The sequence below is a fragment of the Streptomyces sp. NBC_01515 genome, assembly GCF_045040345.1.
Taxonomy (GTDB): domain Bacteria; phylum Actinomycetota; class Actinomycetes; order Streptomycetales; family Streptomycetaceae; genus Streptomyces.
In genome coordinates this window covers 10,933,053-10,948,812 of sequence record NZ_CP109416.1, presented here as the reverse complement: position 1 = coordinate 10,948,812, position 15,760 = coordinate 10,933,053, and the positions used below count along the sequence as shown (strand labels likewise).

Sequence of the window (15,760 nt, the reverse complement as noted above, 5' to 3'; positions counted from 1 at the left end):
AACTGCCCCCGATCCGGCGGCCGAACCGATCCCGCGACAGCCGCCGCGGAGGCGCGCTCCGCCGGGTTCGAGCCGTTGGAGCCCTGTCCCGGGAAAACCACCGACCGGTGGCGCTGCCGCTGCGGATGCAACACGGACATCACGCTCACCCTGACCAGCATCAGAGGAGGCCGTACCGCGTGCGGCATGCGCTCCCGAGGCACGACTCGGTAACCATCGGTCACAACGAGCGCCTGCCACCCAGTAGTCGAGCAAGCCCGGGCCTCACCGTAGGAACCGTCTTTAGAGGTCGTTTTCATCCTGAGTGCGATGCTCTGGCGTTGGTTTGTTCTGCCTCTCGGTGTGGTGCTGGCGAGTCCATGGAGGCGGTTCTTCCTGGTGAGACTGGTGGTGTGGCGGATGGGGTGGAGGTCTGTTTACGCCTGTCTCGTTCCAGGACGCCCGGGTCTGTCCCGTGCTTCGATACGGCAGGATGCACGCCTGGGCGCACGCCCCCGGGCGGCGGTATGCCCAGGTCATGACGGACCGCCGTGCGTATCCGAGTGACCTGTCCGACGCCCGCTGGGAGTTGATCGAGCCGGTGCTGTCCGCCTGACGCCGCGAGCGCCGCGGCCGGGCCCTGGACTTCGGCCGGCCGCCGCGGCACGACCTGCGCGAGATCATGAACGCGATCCTGTACGTGGACCGCACCGGCTGCCAATGGGCCTACCTCCCGCACGACTTCCCGCCGCACCAGAGTGTCTACGGCTACTTCGCCAGGTGGCAGAAGGACGGTGTCTTCGCCCAGCTCAACGGCCTGCTGCGGGAGTTGGTGCGACAGCAGGAAGGCCGCAGCGCCGCCCCGTCCGCCGGCGTGATCGACGCACAGAGCGTCAAGACCTCCACCAGTGTCCCCGCGAGAAGTCAGGGCATCGACGCGGGCAAGAAGATCGTAGGCCGCAAGCGCAGCATCATCACCGACACCCTCGGCCTCCTGCTGGCAGTCCTGGTCACCGCGGCCGGCGTCCAGGACTCCACGGCCGGCCGCACCCTCCTGGAACAGGCCGCCGCCGACCATCCGGCCTGCGCAAGGTCTGGGTCGACGGCGGCTACCGCAAGCACTTCGTCGAGCACGCCGCCACCCTCGGCATCGACCTTCAAATCGACCAACGCACAGCCGGGGCAAAACGATGCCGGCGAAGGCGGCCCGCCCTGTGGGCCTTCGCCGACCCGGGCCGGGGCCGTCATTCGCGCCGAAGACCAAGCCGTTGTAGGAGAGATGGGGGCTCAAGGCCTCGTTCGATGGACAGCAGGTAGGCAACCGGTGACGCGGCGAGAAGCGCCTTGCGTTGCTGGGCTGCGGTGCGGGCGAAGCCTGCGATTCCGAAGGCGGCACCAAGAGCAGCGCCCACCACGGGCGCATCAGCAAGAACGCCTCCCGCGACAGAAGTGGCGACGGCAGGGAGTTCGAACTTGAGGTTCATCGCGCTGAGGGCCGTCTCGATACCCAGTCCTTTCATTGCACGGCGAAGGTCTCGCAGCGGAAGGGCGAAACGCCGCTCCACCTCAAGCTGGGTGTAGCGGTCGAGGGCCTCGGGCACGGTCACGTCTGCCAGCTCGGTCTGGAGGCTCGCCACGGCTTCGTTGACTGCCGAACTGAAGGCCTCAAACTCGGCGTGGTGCGAGCGACGCAGCTCGATGATCTTACGGACCGGTACGTCCGCGAGGTTGTCGGGTACGGCGATAGGACGGGCCGTCGGCCCGTGCAACCCGGTCCAGCCCCGGCACGCCTCAGAAGACACAGCGACCTGGAGCGTGTGGCCGGTGCGGTCGGCGCTGACCTGGTCGGGTACCCGGGTCTGACCCCTCGCCCTCGCGCGGCTCAGCGGAACTCGGCGAGCCGCGGACGTAGCCCGAGGGCGGTGAGCACGGCTGCCGCGAGGAGGGCTCCCAGCACCCAGGGCAGCAACTCGATGACGTCCGAGCGTCCGGCGTCGACGTACCCGTCGAAGTGCCGCTCGTTGATGGCGGTCACCTTGTCCAGCGCGTCCATCCAGGCTTCGAAGTGCGCGTTCGACGTGCCAGGTTCCCAGCCCATGCCGAACTCCTCGGCCTCGCTCTCCTTTCCGGCGGCCAGCAGCGCCCGGATCTTCCGGTCGTCGCGCTGGTAGACGGCGTAGGTGTTCACCGTCTTCTCGGCGGCGGCCCGTTCACCGGCGAAGGTTATGTTGTCCAGCTCGCGCCGGAACTCGCCGGTGAAGCGCAGGTCGTGGTGGTCGGTGCGGTACTCCCGCCAGGTGGTGGCGAGTTGGGAGTCGTACGTCGCGAGGGTCGCGCCCTGGATGCCGTACAGCTCCTGGGACTTGGCGAGGAAGGACCGCGCGTACTGGTCGCGGCGCTGCGGGTCCAGGAGATAGCGGCTCTCGTCGGCGTTGGCGTCGTAGGCGATCGCGCGGGCGCGGGAGAGCGCGACGACGGAGTCGAAGGCGTCGCGGCGGGCACCCCGCAGGTTCTCGCCGGTGGCGGAGAGGAGTTGGGTGCCGAGGAGGACGGCGAGGAGGGTGCAGACCGTGGCGGCCAGGACGGGCGGGGTCAGGGTGCGCTGGAACCGGCGGGACAGGTACCACTGCAGGAGGCCGAGCACCGCCAGCACCAACCCACCGAGTACGACGACCGCGACGAGTTGGGCGGAGAGGGTGGAACTGGCCGCCGTGTACCCGGAGTTGAACACAGTGTTGTTGGAGGACACCAAGTCCCGCGCCTCGGGCAGGAGTTGCCGCTGGAGGAGATCCGTCGCCCGGCGGTAGTCGCCCAGCGCGGCCGTCCTGCCACCGGCGTGGTCGTCGTTCTCCAGGGCACGGCCGATGAGCTCCTGGTACTCGGCGAAGGAGTCGGTGAGGGACTCCTCGGTCCGCTCGTCGGCTTGGTCGCCCTGGGCGGCGACGGCCAGCGTGCGCAGGTCGTGCGCGATCTCGTTCCGTGCGTCGCCGTAGAACCCGACGGCCTTCTGGTACGGCGTCTGAAGGCGCCCCTTGCCCGCGTCACCGTTGGACAGCAGGAGGTTGGCGGCCTGGGCGTCCATGTCGTTGAGGGAGAGTTCGAGGTCGGCGGCGCTGGTGGTGCGGGGTGCGTCGCGGCCGGCCACGGTGTTCCAGGTGCTGGAGGCGGCGAGGCCGGCCAGGGTGAGGAGGACGGCCAGGGCGGTGGCGAGCAGGACCGTGGCCGCGCGCAGAAGGCGCAGCCGCGCGGGCACGGTGGCCCAGAAACGGCGGCGCAGAGCGGCCCGCGCGGCCTCGGCCCGCTCCGGGAGACGGTGCCCCGTACCGCCCGGCCGCGGCCCCCCTCCCGGTCGCGGACCGGGACCGCCTCCTGGCGGGACGACTGCTTCCCCTTGTGGCGGCGCGGCGACCTGAGGCTGAGGTCTCCGCGATGTTCCGGCCGTGATGGTCACGGTCCCTCCCCTGTCACGCCACGGACACTCACCCGTCCCCCGTGCCGATCAGTCTGGGACCGGATCCGCCCGGGAGTGACGCGCGTTGACACGCTCCTGACGCGTTCTCAGGCGGGCTTGACGGGACCTTGACGCCGTCACCGACCGCCTCGCACAAAATCCGCAATTTCCCTGCTGAGCAGGGGTGTTCCGGGCTCGACCGGTACTGGATTCCGTGACGGCCCCCGAGGAGGCCCGCGGGTGTCGGCAGCCTCACGGCTGCGGGAATCCCCCGCCGGAGCGGCCCCCGGCCACCGCACGTCCTGTCGCACTCGGCCTGGCTACTCGCCACCCGCGAGACGTGCGCGGATGAGTGTGTCGAGTCGCCGCCACGCCGGGGACGAGGCGTTGACCGTGCCCTGGATGAGGGCGGGGATCTCGGAGTCCGTGTCCAGTTCCGGCGGTGCGTCGGGTCCGTAGCGTTCCCGGGTCGCCTCGGTGATCCGGCGGGCCAGGTCGTCGATGGCGGGATCGTCGGCGTCGAGGTCGTGCGCGTGGTCGTAGCCGAGGAAGAGCTGCCGTAGCGCCGGGGCGGCCAGGCTCTCGGCCTGGTCGTGGAACAGGGTGATCGCGCGATCCGGGTGCGTGGCGAACACGAGGATCCACAGGTCGCGTTGCAGGTCCACCCAGCGCGGCGTGAACCCCCAACTCGCCAGGTCCGCCAGGTGGGCGCCTACCTCGGCCGGCAGCTGTGTCAGATGTCCGGTGGCGAGCCGGCGCAAGCGGCCCTGCGTTGCCTGGAGGCCGTGGATGCGGGCGGTGAGTTCGTCGTCGATCTCGCGCAGCGCCTGCTGGGACTCCTCGTCGGTCGCCGATCTCAGGTCCCGGATACGGGCCAGGGGGACCCCGGCTTCGGCGAGCGTGCGGATCTTGATCAGTTCGATGGCGTCGTGCGCGCCGTAGCGGCGGTAGCCGGACGCGTCGCGGTCGGGCTCGGGGAGCAGCCCCTTGTCGTGGTAGACGCGGACGGTCTTGACCGACACCCCGACATACCCGGCCAGCTGCCCGATGGTGATCACCCGGTCATCGTCCCACTTGACCCTGCCCCTGGGGCAGGGTCGCAGGATGGCGGCATGGCGAACACGAACATCGATCGGGAGACCCTGCGCGAGCTGGCCGACGAGGGCAACGAGACCGCCCTTGACCGGCTGGCCGACCTCGCCGACGCAGCCGGAGACCTCGGGGACCTGAGCGGCCTGTTGGACGAGGGGTCCATGCGTGCCGGGTTCCTGCTCACTCGACGCGCGGTGCCGTCCGGGGATCTGCGCGAACTGCAACGGATCTCCGACGCCGGGTACGAAGAGGCCGGGAACGAGTTGGAACGGCTGTTGCAGGCACCGGACGACGGGCATCAGGACTGAGCGATCCGGACCGGCTCCCGCATGCGGCGGCGGCCATCGGGTTCACCCCGCGGCCGGAGTGTGTGGCATGGGCGAACCCGTGCGTGTGCGCGAGACAGCTCCCACTGCTGCGGCCCGACCGTCAGGCACGCGTATGCACACGTCAGGGGCGTGTCAGAGACTGGGACTTCGCATCTTCAAGAACGCACCCCACAAGGCCGGCGCCAAGCTCTTCCTCAGCTGGCTCGACTCCCAGGCCGTGCAGAAGAACGCCATCGCCACCTGGACCTGGTCCGTCCGCAAGGACGTCGCCCCGCCGACCGGCCTCAAGCCCCTGGCCTCGTACAAGAACACCGACCCCGACGCCTTCGCGAAGCTCATGAGCAACCGCGCCGCCGTCGAGCGCTTCCGCTCCCAGGTCGAGCTCTGTTTCGGCCAGGTCAAGGGCGCCGACCCCGGCGACCCCGACGGAACTCTCGGCCGTACGCCCGGAGCGTTCTGACCCCTGCTCGTGCCAAACCCGGAGCGGTTCCACCACGGCAACGACGGTGGAACCGCCCTGCGGCATGCCCCCGTGACGTCCAGGGTGTACGGGCAGCTCATCCATGGTGTGGATAGGCGGGATAGAGGATTCGGATCACGCGGAGGATGGCGACCGGGCTCCTGACGACCGATAGTCGTCCCTACCCGCACGCCGCTGTCCGGCCAACCGCCGGTGTGCGGCCGTCCCCGGCATGCCGTGCGTCCTCGGCGCCCGTGTCAGGCATGCCCGCTCCCGTACACCGTCCCTGGAGTCACCATGCCCGGTTCCGTTCCGTCGCCGTCTCCCACCGCGGTCGACGATGCCACTCCGTCCTCTGTCCCCGTCTCGGGCCCGGCTCATCTGCTGCGCGTGAGCCTGCTGATGGCGGGCAGTTGTCTGCCGATCCTGGGAGCGGTGCTCATCGCCCCGGTGCTTCCGAAGATGCAGGACCACTTCGCGTCCGTGCCGGGAGCCAAGGCGTTGGTGCCGCTCGCACTGACCGTTCCGGCGCTGGCACTGGCCCTGTTGGCCCCGTTCGCCGGGGTGATCGTGGACCAGCTCGGCCGCAAGCGGCTGCTGATCGTGGCGACCCTGCTGTACGCCGTGTTCGGCACCGCGCCGCTCTGGCTGGACTCGCTGGGGGCGATCATCGCCAGCCGCGCCCTCGTCGGTGTCACCGAGGCCGCGATCATGACGTGCTGCACGACACTGATCGGCGACTACTACTCGGGCCACCGGCGGGTGAAGTACCTCGCCCTGCAGACCATGTGCGCCTCCGCGTCGGCCACCGTGTTCTTCGTGCTCGGCGGCGCCGCCGGATCGGCGGGCTGGCGCGTGCCCTTCTGGGTCTACGCCGTGAGCCTGGTGCTCGCCCCACTGTTGGCCACCGTCCTGACCAACCCGGCACCCCGCACGGCCACCGAGGACACCTCCACCGCAGTCAGGCTACAACGCACCTTCCCCTGGCGGCAGTTGGCGGGCATCTGTGCCCTCACCTTCTTCGGGGCGATGGTCTTCTACACCGTCCCGGTCGAGATGTCGTACCTGCTCGACGACCTGGGGGTGGAGAACTCCGGCGTGATCGGCCTGGCCACCGCGATCGCGAGTGCCGCCACTGTGGGTGGTGCGGTCACCTTCGCCCGGCTCAAGCGCTCTCCCGACCCGATGCTGCCCGCCGTTCTCGCACTCTGCGCGGTCGGCTTCGGGGTGATGTTCCTGGCGGGGAACGCCCCGCTGCTGGTCGTCGGGGCCGTCGTCAACTGCGTGGGCACCGGCCTGCTGCTGCCCGCCCTCCTCACCAGCGCCATGTCCCGGCTGGCGTTCGAGGACCGCGGACGCGGCACGGGACTGTGGATGGCGGCCTTCTTCGGCGGCGAGTTCATCTGCCCACTCGTGCTGCTCGCCGGGAAGTCGGCGGTGGGCAGCCTCGCCGGCGCGGTCGGCGTGCTGGGGCTGGTCGCCGCCCTCGTCGCGGCCGGATTGTGGGCATCCCGGCGCCGGGCAGGCACGGTCGATCCCCGACCTCTGCCGGAGCAACTGGCCTGACCTCAGCTTGACTCTGAACCGGGCGCTTCGGTCGTGCGTGTCAGCGCTCGATCCCGTCACTGTGTGGTCATGCCGGGGGACAGCGGTGCCGTAGATGACAGAGGTTCGGGCCAAAAGCTGTCAGGCAGACAGCAGGTAGCGCACCGCCGTCTCTGCCAGATCGGCGATGAACGCGTCGTCCTCGACAGGCATCGGCCGGGCGAATCCCGGGCCGTAGGCGACACGGATGACCGACGCGGCGAAGACGGTGCTGAAGCAGGAGTGCACCGCAGTCTCGACATCGGGGAGCGTGATGGCGTCCGCCACCCGAAGGACCACCCTGGCGAATCCGTTCCCGAGCTCCTGGCTGTAGCGGGAACCTCGGCGCCGGATCTCAGGATGTGACGCGGAGGTCAGGACGACGGCCCGTAGGAACCGTTCGTGGCGCAGGAACATGCCGACCGTTTCGGCCACTGCTGCGCGGACGAGTTCGGCCGCGGACAGGTCTGCCCATCGGCTGTTGTCGGAGAAGACCTGCTGCTCCGCGCGCAGGTGCTGGATGCCGTGTTCGTAGACGGCAAGGAAGAGAGCGTCCTTGCTGGTGGTGCGGGCATAGATGGCCGGCGGCGCGACCTCGGCCCGCTCGCATACGGCGGCGATGGTGAACGCCTCGTACCCGCCGTCCTCCAGGATCGACACTCCGGCATCGAGCACCCGGTTCCACGCCTCGCGGCTGCGCCGCTGCCTGGGCGGCCGGATCTCCAGGTCGGCCGCTTGCGCTGCTTGGGCCTCGCCCATGGCCTCAGCCTCTCGTTCCCCGGGGTGCGTGCACAGGTCTTGACTGAACCGTAGTCCACACTACAGTCTGCGACCAACAGTAGCGCTCGCTACTGTTTCCTCTCGATGACGCGAGGTGTCCCCATGCTCATGCAGAACAACCCCGGTGGCCGAGTCGCCGTCCTCGGCGCCGGTCCGGCCGGTATGGCCGCGGCCCTGTCCATTGCCCAGGCCGGTCATGAGGTCGCCGTCTACGAGCGCTACCGCGAGGCGCGGCCGGCCGGCAACATCCTCAACCTGTGGCCGCCGCCCCTGAAGGCGCTCCGCATACTCGGAGTGGATACCGAAGACCTCGGTTGCCCCACGGATTCCGAGTTCCGCAACCTCCGGGGCCACGTGCGCGCGCACGTCAGGCAAGACCCGGAGACCAAGCGCGCATACGGCGGCGGGTTCATCGGACTGCTACGGCCCGAACTGTACGAGCGGATGCTCGCCGCCATCCCGCCGGACACCCTCCGGTTCAACCAGCAGGTGACCCGGATCGAGCAGAACGACCACGCGGTCACTCTGCACTTCGCCGACGGCACCACAGCCGAGCACGACGTACTGGTCGGCGCAGACGGCATCGACTCGCTGGTACGGCGCACGCTGTGGGAGGATACACCCAAGCGCGAGCACCGACTGCACATCTTCGGCGGATTCACCTTCACCGACGTCGACGGCACCGAACCGAACAAGTCCGTCCTGACGCACAGCAGGACCGTGCAGGGAAGCTGGACATCGATCCGGCACAAGGGCCGCGACGGCTTCCAGTGGTGGGTGCTCACCGCCACCGACCCCGACGCCCCGGCACCGTCCGATCTCAAGGCCGCGGCCACCGCGTTGGCCGCGGAGTTCCCCGCGCCCCTGCCCGGGCTGATCGCCCGGACAGAGCCGGACAACGTCCAGCGCTGGGTGCTGCGCGACCGGCCCCGTCTGCAGCAGTGGTCCAAGGGACGGTCCACCCTGGTGGGCGACGCGGCACACCCGACCTCCCCCTACGCCGCCTACGGCGCGGGTATGTCCATCGAGGACGGCTACTTCCTCGGCCGGGCCCTGCGCGGCATCGACCTCACCGACCTCAGCGCCGTACAGCGTGCGCTGCACAGGTATGAGGACCCGCGCAAGCCCCACACCGCCCGGCAGGTCCAGCAGGCATGGCTTCTCGGCAAGGTCTTCCACCACGCGCCGGCACCACTGCGACCGGTCCGCGACTTCATCCTCGACCACACCCCGCTTCTGCAGAAGGTTGCAGGCGACACCAACCCCCGCGAAATCGAGAAGCAACTTGCCCTCATCCAGGACTGACGTACCGCTGGAGGGGATCTGGTCGATCCTGCGTCGCCTTCACTGAGAAGCCGCTCAACAGATCACGGACGTGCAGCTCGAACAGGGTTCCCGCCGGGGTGATCTTCCGGCGGTGCGCGCATGAAGACAGGGCCTCTCGGTCGCTCGGGGATGCGAATCCGACCGAGCAGTGCCGGGAGGCCCTGGTGTCGTTGTTGTACGCGTTCGAGCCCGTTCAGTTCAACTCGGCTGCTCCATCGTGTGATTGCCTCGCGCATCCGGCTGCGCCGCATGCACCCACCGCCAACTGCTGAACGCGATCCGCTACCTGGCCGCAAGACGCCGCATGCCTCCCGCAGTCCAAGCCAGACCATGCCTGACCGGCTGGAATCAAGCGATCACGTCCGGTTGACCTACGGCTTCTCATACGCATACAGCAGGGCAACCACCCCAGAGGCGCGGAGAACTGCGCGCCCACGCGGCGGAGCCGCACATCAATACGTCTCCACACCCGTTGTGGCTCCGCTCAGTCACCGCTCTCCATGAGCGTCGCTCCCACCTCCTCGGCCTTCCGGCGGAGCCAGATGTGGGCGGCGTCCTGGGTGTGCACCGGGTGCCACCACAGAGCTTCCTGCACGGGCACCGCCTCGAACGGGCAGGGCAGGACGCGCACCGCGGCCGAGCGGACCGCCCGGCGTGCCAGGCGCTCCTGGATCATCGCGACCCTGCGGGTGCCCTCGACCATGTGGGGCAGCAGCTGGAAGGTCTGCACCGAGACCTCCACCCGGGGACTGATGCCGATCATGCTGAGCTGGCGGGCGGCCGGGGCGTCGTAGGGGCGCTGGTAGACGGCCCAGGGCAGGCGGGCCAGCTGGTCGAGGGTGAGTTCGTCGCCGACATCGGGGTGGTCGTCGGCGACCATGCACAGCCAGCGGTCCTGGTGGAGTTCGACGGCGGGGAAGCCGTCGATGATGCCGTGCGGCAGCAGCAGACCGTCGACGGTGCTCAGCATCGCGGCGGTGTTCTCCACCGCCGCGGGCGTCGAGTGCTGGAACGCGAGCCGGATGCCGGGCGCCTCCTGATGCAGGGCGCGGGCAAGCGCGGAGCCGAAGACGGCGGCGCCGTAGTCGGAGGCGAGCAGGGTGAACTCACGGCTCTCGGCGGCCGGATCGAAGTCGGCCTGGCTGGCGAAGACCCGCTCCAGCAGGTCGCAGGCGGTGGCGCTGCGATCCCGCAGGGCCACACCGAGCGGTGTCAGCTCATAGCTGTTGCCGGTGCGGGCGAGCAGTTCGTCGTCGAAGTGGCGGCGCAGCCGGGACAGCGCGGCGCTCATCGCGGGCTGGCTGAGCCCGACGCGCTCGCCGGCCCGGGTGACGTTGCGCTCCTCCAGCAGCGCACGCAGCGCGAGGACCAGGTTGAGATCGAGTCGGGACAGGTTCATCAGGCACCACCAATGCGAGACCTATACGAGGAGGAGCCATCCACGCCATGGATTCGGCACATCCACAGGATCTATTTCCGTGATCGGTCGATCGAGGCCACAGTAGACCGCAACCCAGCAGGAGGAAATCTGATGGCAACGATCGCGCAACCTGCCGGCCCGTTCGCGCTCGGCACGTTCTCCGCTCAGGACGGTGTCCCGTTTCCCGGCCTCTTGGCGAAGGAGCGTGTACTCGACCTGAGCAGCACCCTGGACTGGGCACCGTCCGGCCTGCGCGCCGTGGTGGAGCGGTGGGAGGAGACCCTCCCCGTCCTGCGCTCCCTCGTGGACGACGACACCCTCGACTGGCGGCCCCTGGAGGGCCTGCATGTGCACGCCCCGATCGCGCCCCGCCAGATCTTCCAGTCCGGTGCCAACTACCGCCAGCACGTGATCGACCTGGAGGTCGCCCACCGCTCCCCCGACGACCCGCGCACGGTCGAGGAGGCGCGCGCGGAGATCGCCGCGGTCATGGACCGCCGGGCCGCCGAGGACCTCCCGTACGTGTTCATCGGGCTGCCGAGCGCGATCACGGGCCCGTACGACGATGTCGTACTGCCCTCCTGGGCCCAAAAGCCGGACTGGGAGCTGGAGTTGGCGGCCGTGATCGCCAAGCCGGCCTACCGGGTGTCTGTCGAGGATGCCCTCGGCTACGTCGCCGGTTACACGATCGCCAACGACCTCACCGACCGCGCGACCGTCTTCCGCCGGGACATGAAGGCCATCGGCACCGACTGGCTGCGCAGCAAGAACGCCCCCGGTTTCACCCCGCTCGGCCCGTGGCTCGTCCCGGCCGGGTCGGTCGCGGACCCCGGTGACCTGCGCGTGACCCTCAGGCTGAACGGCGAGACCATGCAGGACGAGTCCACCAAGGACATGCTCTTCGGCGTGGCGCGACTGGTGTCGTACGCCTCCCAGAGCGCCCAACTCCTCCCGGGCGACCTGGTGTTGACCGGCAGCCCGGCCGGCAACGGCATCCACTGGGGACGCCTGCTGCGCGACGGCGACGTCATGGAGGGGTCCATCACCGGCCTGGGCGTGCAGCGCACCCGCTGTGTGGCGGAGGGGTCGGCATGACCCTGGACCGCCACGATCCGGAGGGCGCGATCGCCGAGGCCGCCAAGTCGTACTCGAACTGGGGGCGTTGGGGCGAGGACGACGTGCTGGGCACGCTCAACTTCCTCGACGAGGCCAAGCGCCGCGAGGGGGCCGCACTGGTCCGCCGGGGGGTCAGTTTCTCACTCTCGCAGTCCTTCGACATGGACGGCCCGCAGAAGGGCTGGCGCCGTCGCACCAACCCGGTGCACACCATGCTCGACACCGGCACCGACGCCGCCCTCGGCAACCAGGGCTTCCCGCACGGCATCGGCGGCGCCGACGACGTGATCGCGATGCCCTTGCAGTGCTCCACACAGTGGGACGGGCTCGGGCACATCTTCGACCACGGCAAGGCGTGGAACGGCCGCGCGGCCGAGAAGGTCGTCACCTCCGACGGCGACCTCGTCACCGGCATCGAGCACATGGCGCCCTATGTCGCCGGGCGCGGGGTGCTCCTGGACGTGGGGCAAGTCATCGGTGCCGAGGGCGAGTTGCCCGATGGGTTCGTGATCACCGAGGAACACCTGACCGCGACCGCCGAAGCCCACGGTGTGCGTATCGGCCGCGGTGACATCGTGCTCGTCCGCACCGGGCGGCTCGCCCGCGCCCGCCGGGAGGGCTGGGGCGAGTACGCGGGCGGACCCGCGCCCGGGCTGTCGTTCACCACCGCCGGCTGGCTGCACTCCACCGAGATCGCCGCCATCGCCACCGACACCTGGGGCTTCGAGGTGCGGCCCAACGAGTTCGACCACGCCTTCCAGCCGCTGCACCAGGTCGCCATCCCCAACATCGGCCTGCTCATCGGCGAGATGTGGGATCTCGACGCCCTCGCCGCCGACTGCGCGGCCGACGGCGTCCACGACTTCTGGCTCACCGCCGCGCCCCTTCCCATCACCGGCGCCGTCGGCTCCCCCGTGAACCCCATCGCCGTCAAGTAGCCCCTTCAGCCGCAGGCCGCGCCCTTCCCCGGACAGCGAACGGCGTATCCGCCCCGCACCCCGCCCGCACCACGGCCCGCTGCTCCCCGGCGGGCGAGCCGCACCCCCCGCCGCCCAAAGCCGCGCGGCCCAACCCCGGAGGTATCCCCCGACATGGCTGACAGCCCCACCTTCCCCCGGCCTCCGGATGGGGAGGCACCCACCGTCCTGGTCATCGGCGGGGGCGCTTCAGGAAACGCCATCACCATCCTGCTGCGCCGCGCCGGCATGAATGTGGACCTGATCGAGGCCAGGCCGGACTGGAACGCCACCACCGGCTCGGGCATCACCCTCCAGGGCAACGCCCTGCGTGTCCTGCGCGAACTGGGCGTTTGGGAACGGGTGGAAGCGTCCGGGTACGCCTTCGGCTCGCTGGGCGTGACCGCCCCCGACGGCACCGTCCTGTTCGTCGCCGAGGATATCCGGACCGGTGGGGAGAACCTGCCCGCCACCCTCGGCATGCAGCGCCCCCAGCTCCAGCAGATCCTCATGGACGCGGTCCGCGCCTCCGGCGCCGGCGTTCGCCTGGGCACCACCGCCGAGATCCTGGACCAGGACGCCGACGGCGTCTCCGTACGCCTCAGCGACGGCACGACCGGCCGCTACGACCTGGTGATCGCCGCCGACGGCGTCAGCTCGACCACCCGCGCCGCGATCGGTATCACCGACAAACCCGAACCGACCGGCATGGCCATCTGGCGCATCGCCGCCCCGCGGCCCGAGAGCGTGACACGCACCGACCTCGCCTACGGCGGCCCCGCCTACATCGCCGGCTACTGCCCCACCAGCGAGAACACCATCTACGCCTACCTCGTCGAGGCGTGCCGCGACCGCGCCGCCATCGATCCGGCCGCCCACGCCGACGAGATGCGCCGCCTGGCACAGGGCTACGGCGGTGCCTGGCCCGAGATCACCGCCCACATCACCGACCCGACGAAGGTCAACTACACCTGGTTCGACCGCCTGCTGGTCGAGGGCGCCTGGCACCGGGGCCGTGTCGTGCTGATCGGCGACGCCGCCCACTGCTGCCCGCCCACCCTGGCCCAGGGCGCGGCCATGTCCCTGGAGGACGCCGTCGTCCTCGCCGAGTTGCTGAGCAGTGGACAGGACTGGGGCGACGAACTGCTCCAGGCGTACTACGACCGCCGCATTCGCCGGGTGCGCACCGTCGTCGAGGCATCCGTGCAGATCGGCCAGTGGCAGCTGGACGGCGTGCGCGATGCCGACATGCCCGGGCTGATCGGCCGCACCATGACGATGCTCAAGGAGCGCCCGTGACCGCCACCGCATCCTCCGCTCCGACGATCGACGTCCACGCGCACCTCCTTCTTCCCGAGGTCGAGGAGACCGTCGCCGGTCGTCCCGGCCTCGCCGAGGCCCGCGCCCTCGACGCCCGCCGCAGCGGCCCGGCCGCCCTCACCGTGAACGGCCCGATGGTCGGCGCACGCGTGCCGAAGCTGACGGACGCCGCCGTACGCCTCGCCGCCATGGACGCGCAGGGCGTGGACATCCAGCTGGTCAGCCCGTCCCCGTCGCACTACCACTACTGGGCCGAGCCCCAACTGGCCGCAACGGTCTGCCGGTTGGCAAACGAGGGCACCGCGGCGCACTGCGCGAAGGCACCCGACCGGCTGCACGGCCTGGGCCTGATCCCGCTCCAACACCCGGACCTCGCGGTCGAGTTGCTCGACCACGCACTGGAGCAGGGACTCAGGGGTGTGGAGATCTCCTCACACGCGCCCGGCCGCGAACTGTCGGACCCGGCCTACGAACCCCTCTGGTCGCGGGCCGAGGAGACGGGAGCCCTCCTGTTCCTGCACCCCTTCGGCTGCACGCTCGACGAGCGCCTGGACCAGTGGTACCTGTCCAACACCGTCGGCCAGCCCACCGAGAACGCCGTCGCCCTCTCCCACCTGATCTTCTCCGGTGTCCTGGACCACCACCCGGGCCTGAAGGTGATCGCGGCGCACGGCGGCGGCTACCTCCCCACCCACATCGGCCGCTCCGACCACGCCTGGCGAGCCCGCCCCGACACACACGGCTGCGCACGGGAGCCGAGCAGCTATCTGCGGCAGCTCTACTACGACTCGCTCGTCCACGACCCGTACGTGCTACGGGAGTTGGTCCGAACCGCGGGCGCCGACCGTGTCCTGCTCGGCTCCGACTTCCCCTTCGACATGGGCACGGACGACCCGCTGGCCGCACTGCGCGCGGCGGATCTGACCAACCACGACTTCCACTCCCTCCGCGGCGCGAACGCCGCCGCCCTGCTCAACCTCGTCTGAGGAGGACCCCCATGAGCAACCGCCTGCTCACCCACCTCCGGCACGTCGACCTCGCCGTGCCCGACTACGACAAGCAACTCGACTTCTACTCCGGCGTCTGGGGCCTGACCAAGGTCGCCGAGGACTCCGGCATCTCCTTCCTCGCCGCCGAGGGCAGCCCCGAGCAGTACGTCGTACGGCTGCGCAAGGCCGACGAGAAGCGCCTCGACCTGGTCTCCTACGGCGCCGCCTCAGCCGCCGACGTGGACACACTCGCCGAGCAACTCCTCTCCGGTGGGGTCGAGTTGATCTGCCGGCCGGGCAAGGTGGACACCCCGGGCGGCGGGTACGGCTTCCGCTTCTTCGACGTCGACGGCCGCACCGTCGAGGTCTCGGCCGACGTGGAGGTCCGGCAGCACCGCAGGATCGAGGAGAAGGAGTCGATCCCGGTCAAGCTGTCGCACGTCGTCCTCAACTCGCCGGACCTCGACAGGACCCGCGCCTGGTACGAGCAGCACCTCGGCTTCCGGCACTCCGACACGCTCAGCTCGCCGTACGTCGGTGACGTCATGCACTTCATGCGGATCAGCAACCAACACCACTCCATGGCCATCGCCAAGGGCCCGCACACCTCGCTGCACCACGTCTCCTTCGAGATGCGCGGCATCGACGAGTACATGCGCGGCTCCGGCCGGGTGATGCGGGCCGGTTTCCAGAAGGTCTGGGGTCCGGGCCGGCACATGGCGGGCGACAACACCTTCACCTACTTCCTCGACCCGCACGGCAACACCGTTGAATACACGACGGAGTTGGAGGAGCTGGACGAGGACACCTGGCACCCCCACGTCTACGACTTCTCCCAGCCCGAGGTCACCGACCAGTGGGGCACCGCCAACCCGATGAACGAGCTGATCGCCAAGGAGTCCTTCAACGACCCCGATCGCGGCGTGTTCGTCGCCCCGCCGGTCTGACCGGTCAGGCC

The 15,760-nt window shown here is 69.9% G+C and carries 14 protein-coding genes and 1 pseudogene; 10 read left to right on the top strand and 5 right to left on the bottom strand.

Translation table 11 applies throughout. The annotated features are described in order from the left end of the window. Positions 1-517: 517 nt before the first annotated feature. A pseudogene (locus OG407_RS48365) lies at positions 518-1,167 on the top strand (IS5 family transposase); the annotation flags it as partial. Positions 1,168-1,223: 56 nt separating this feature from the next. Here OG407_RS48365 and OG407_RS48360 read toward each other — a convergent pair. From OG407_RS48360 to OG407_RS48350, 3 genes are all read right to left on the bottom strand, one after another. Next, positions 1,224-1,781, bottom strand: a complete 558-nt coding sequence (locus tag OG407_RS48360) for a DUF6236 family protein (protein WP_405867726.1) — start codon at positions 1,779-1,781, stop codon at positions 1,224-1,226. Between the two features lie 80 nt (positions 1,782-1,861). Continuing rightward, positions 1,862-3,232, bottom strand: coding sequence for a hypothetical protein (locus tag OG407_RS48355; RefSeq protein WP_405867724.1), 1,371 nt, complete (start codon positions 3,230-3,232; stop codon positions 1,862-1,864). Positions 3,233-3,750: 518 nt separating this feature from the next. Next, positions 3,751-4,488, bottom strand: a complete 738-nt coding sequence (locus tag OG407_RS48350; RefSeq protein WP_405867722.1) for a MerR family transcriptional regulator — start codon at positions 4,486-4,488, stop codon at positions 3,751-3,753. Between the two features lie 54 nt (positions 4,489-4,542). On the opposite strand from OG407_RS48350, the gene OG407_RS48345 reads away from it, so the two are divergent. The 3 genes from OG407_RS48345 to OG407_RS48335 all read left to right on the top strand — a co-directional run bounded on the left by OG407_RS48345 (position 4,543) and on the right by OG407_RS48335 (position 6,877). Next, positions 4,543-4,830 carry a hypothetical protein gene (locus tag OG407_RS48345; RefSeq protein WP_405867720.1) on the top strand — a complete coding sequence of 96 codons (288 nt, stop codon included), beginning with the start codon at positions 4,543-4,545 and terminating at the stop codon, positions 4,828-4,830. 133 nt (positions 4,831-4,963) lie between these two features. Then, positions 4,964-5,311 carry a hypothetical protein gene (locus OG407_RS48340; RefSeq protein WP_405867718.1) on the top strand — a complete coding sequence of 116 codons (348 nt, stop codon included), beginning with the start codon at positions 4,964-4,966 and terminating at the stop codon, positions 5,309-5,311. A 297-nt stretch (positions 5,312-5,608) separates the two neighbouring features. Further along, complete coding sequence (locus tag OG407_RS48335) at positions 5,609-6,877, top strand: MFS transporter (protein ID WP_405867716.1); 1,269 nt, start codon at positions 5,609-5,611, stop codon at positions 6,875-6,877. A gap of 120 nt (positions 6,878-6,997) precedes the next feature. Here OG407_RS48335 and OG407_RS48330 read toward each other — a convergent pair whose 3' ends face one another. Next, complete coding sequence (locus OG407_RS48330) at positions 6,998-7,654, bottom strand: TetR/AcrR family transcriptional regulator (RefSeq protein WP_405867714.1); 657 nt, start codon at positions 7,652-7,654, stop codon at positions 6,998-7,000. A 123-nt stretch (positions 7,655-7,777) separates the two neighbouring features. Here OG407_RS48330 and OG407_RS48325 point away from each other — a divergent pair, with 123 nt between their 5' ends. Beyond that, on the top strand, positions 7,778-8,980 hold the full coding sequence (locus tag OG407_RS48325; RefSeq protein WP_405867712.1) for an FAD-dependent oxidoreductase: 1,203 nt from the start codon (positions 7,778-7,780) through the stop codon (positions 8,978-8,980). A gap of 505 nt (positions 8,981-9,485) precedes the next feature. On the opposite strand, the gene OG407_RS48320 is transcribed toward OG407_RS48325, so the two are convergent. Next, positions 9,486-10,400, bottom strand: a complete 915-nt coding sequence (locus tag OG407_RS48320) for a LysR family transcriptional regulator (RefSeq protein WP_405867710.1) — start codon at positions 10,398-10,400, stop codon at positions 9,486-9,488. A gap of 132 nt (positions 10,401-10,532) precedes the next feature. On the opposite strand from OG407_RS48320, the gene OG407_RS48315 reads away from it, so the two are divergent. The 5 genes from OG407_RS48315 to OG407_RS48295 all read left to right on the top strand — a co-directional run bounded on the left by OG407_RS48315 (position 10,533) and on the right by OG407_RS48295 (position 15,749). After that, positions 10,533-11,516, top strand: a complete 984-nt coding sequence (locus OG407_RS48315; RefSeq protein ID WP_405867708.1) for a fumarylacetoacetate hydrolase family protein — start codon at positions 10,533-10,535, stop codon at positions 11,514-11,516. Then, the gene (locus tag OG407_RS48310) at positions 11,513-12,475 is read left to right on the top strand and encodes a cyclase family protein (protein ID WP_405867706.1); all 963 of its coding nucleotides are present in this window, start codon (positions 11,513-11,515) and stop codon (positions 12,473-12,475) included. Before OG407_RS48315 ends, OG407_RS48310 begins: the two co-directional genes overlap by 4 nt. A gap of 153 nt (positions 12,476-12,628) precedes the next feature. Next, positions 12,629-13,792 carry an FAD-dependent oxidoreductase gene (locus OG407_RS48305; RefSeq protein WP_405867704.1) on the top strand — a complete coding sequence of 388 codons (1,164 nt, stop codon included), beginning with the start codon at positions 12,629-12,631 and terminating at the stop codon, positions 13,790-13,792. Continuing rightward, positions 13,789-14,799 (top strand): amidohydrolase family protein, encoded by a 1,011-nt coding sequence (locus tag OG407_RS48300; RefSeq protein ID WP_405867702.1) that lies wholly within the window; start codon positions 13,789-13,791, stop codon positions 14,797-14,799. Before OG407_RS48305 ends, OG407_RS48300 begins: the two co-directional genes overlap by 4 nt. Positions 14,800-14,810: 11 nt before the next feature. Then, the gene (locus OG407_RS48295; protein ID WP_405867700.1) at positions 14,811-15,749 is read left to right on the top strand and encodes a VOC family protein; all 939 of its coding nucleotides are present in this window, start codon (positions 14,811-14,813) and stop codon (positions 15,747-15,749) included. Positions 15,750-15,760: the final 11 nt, after the last annotated feature.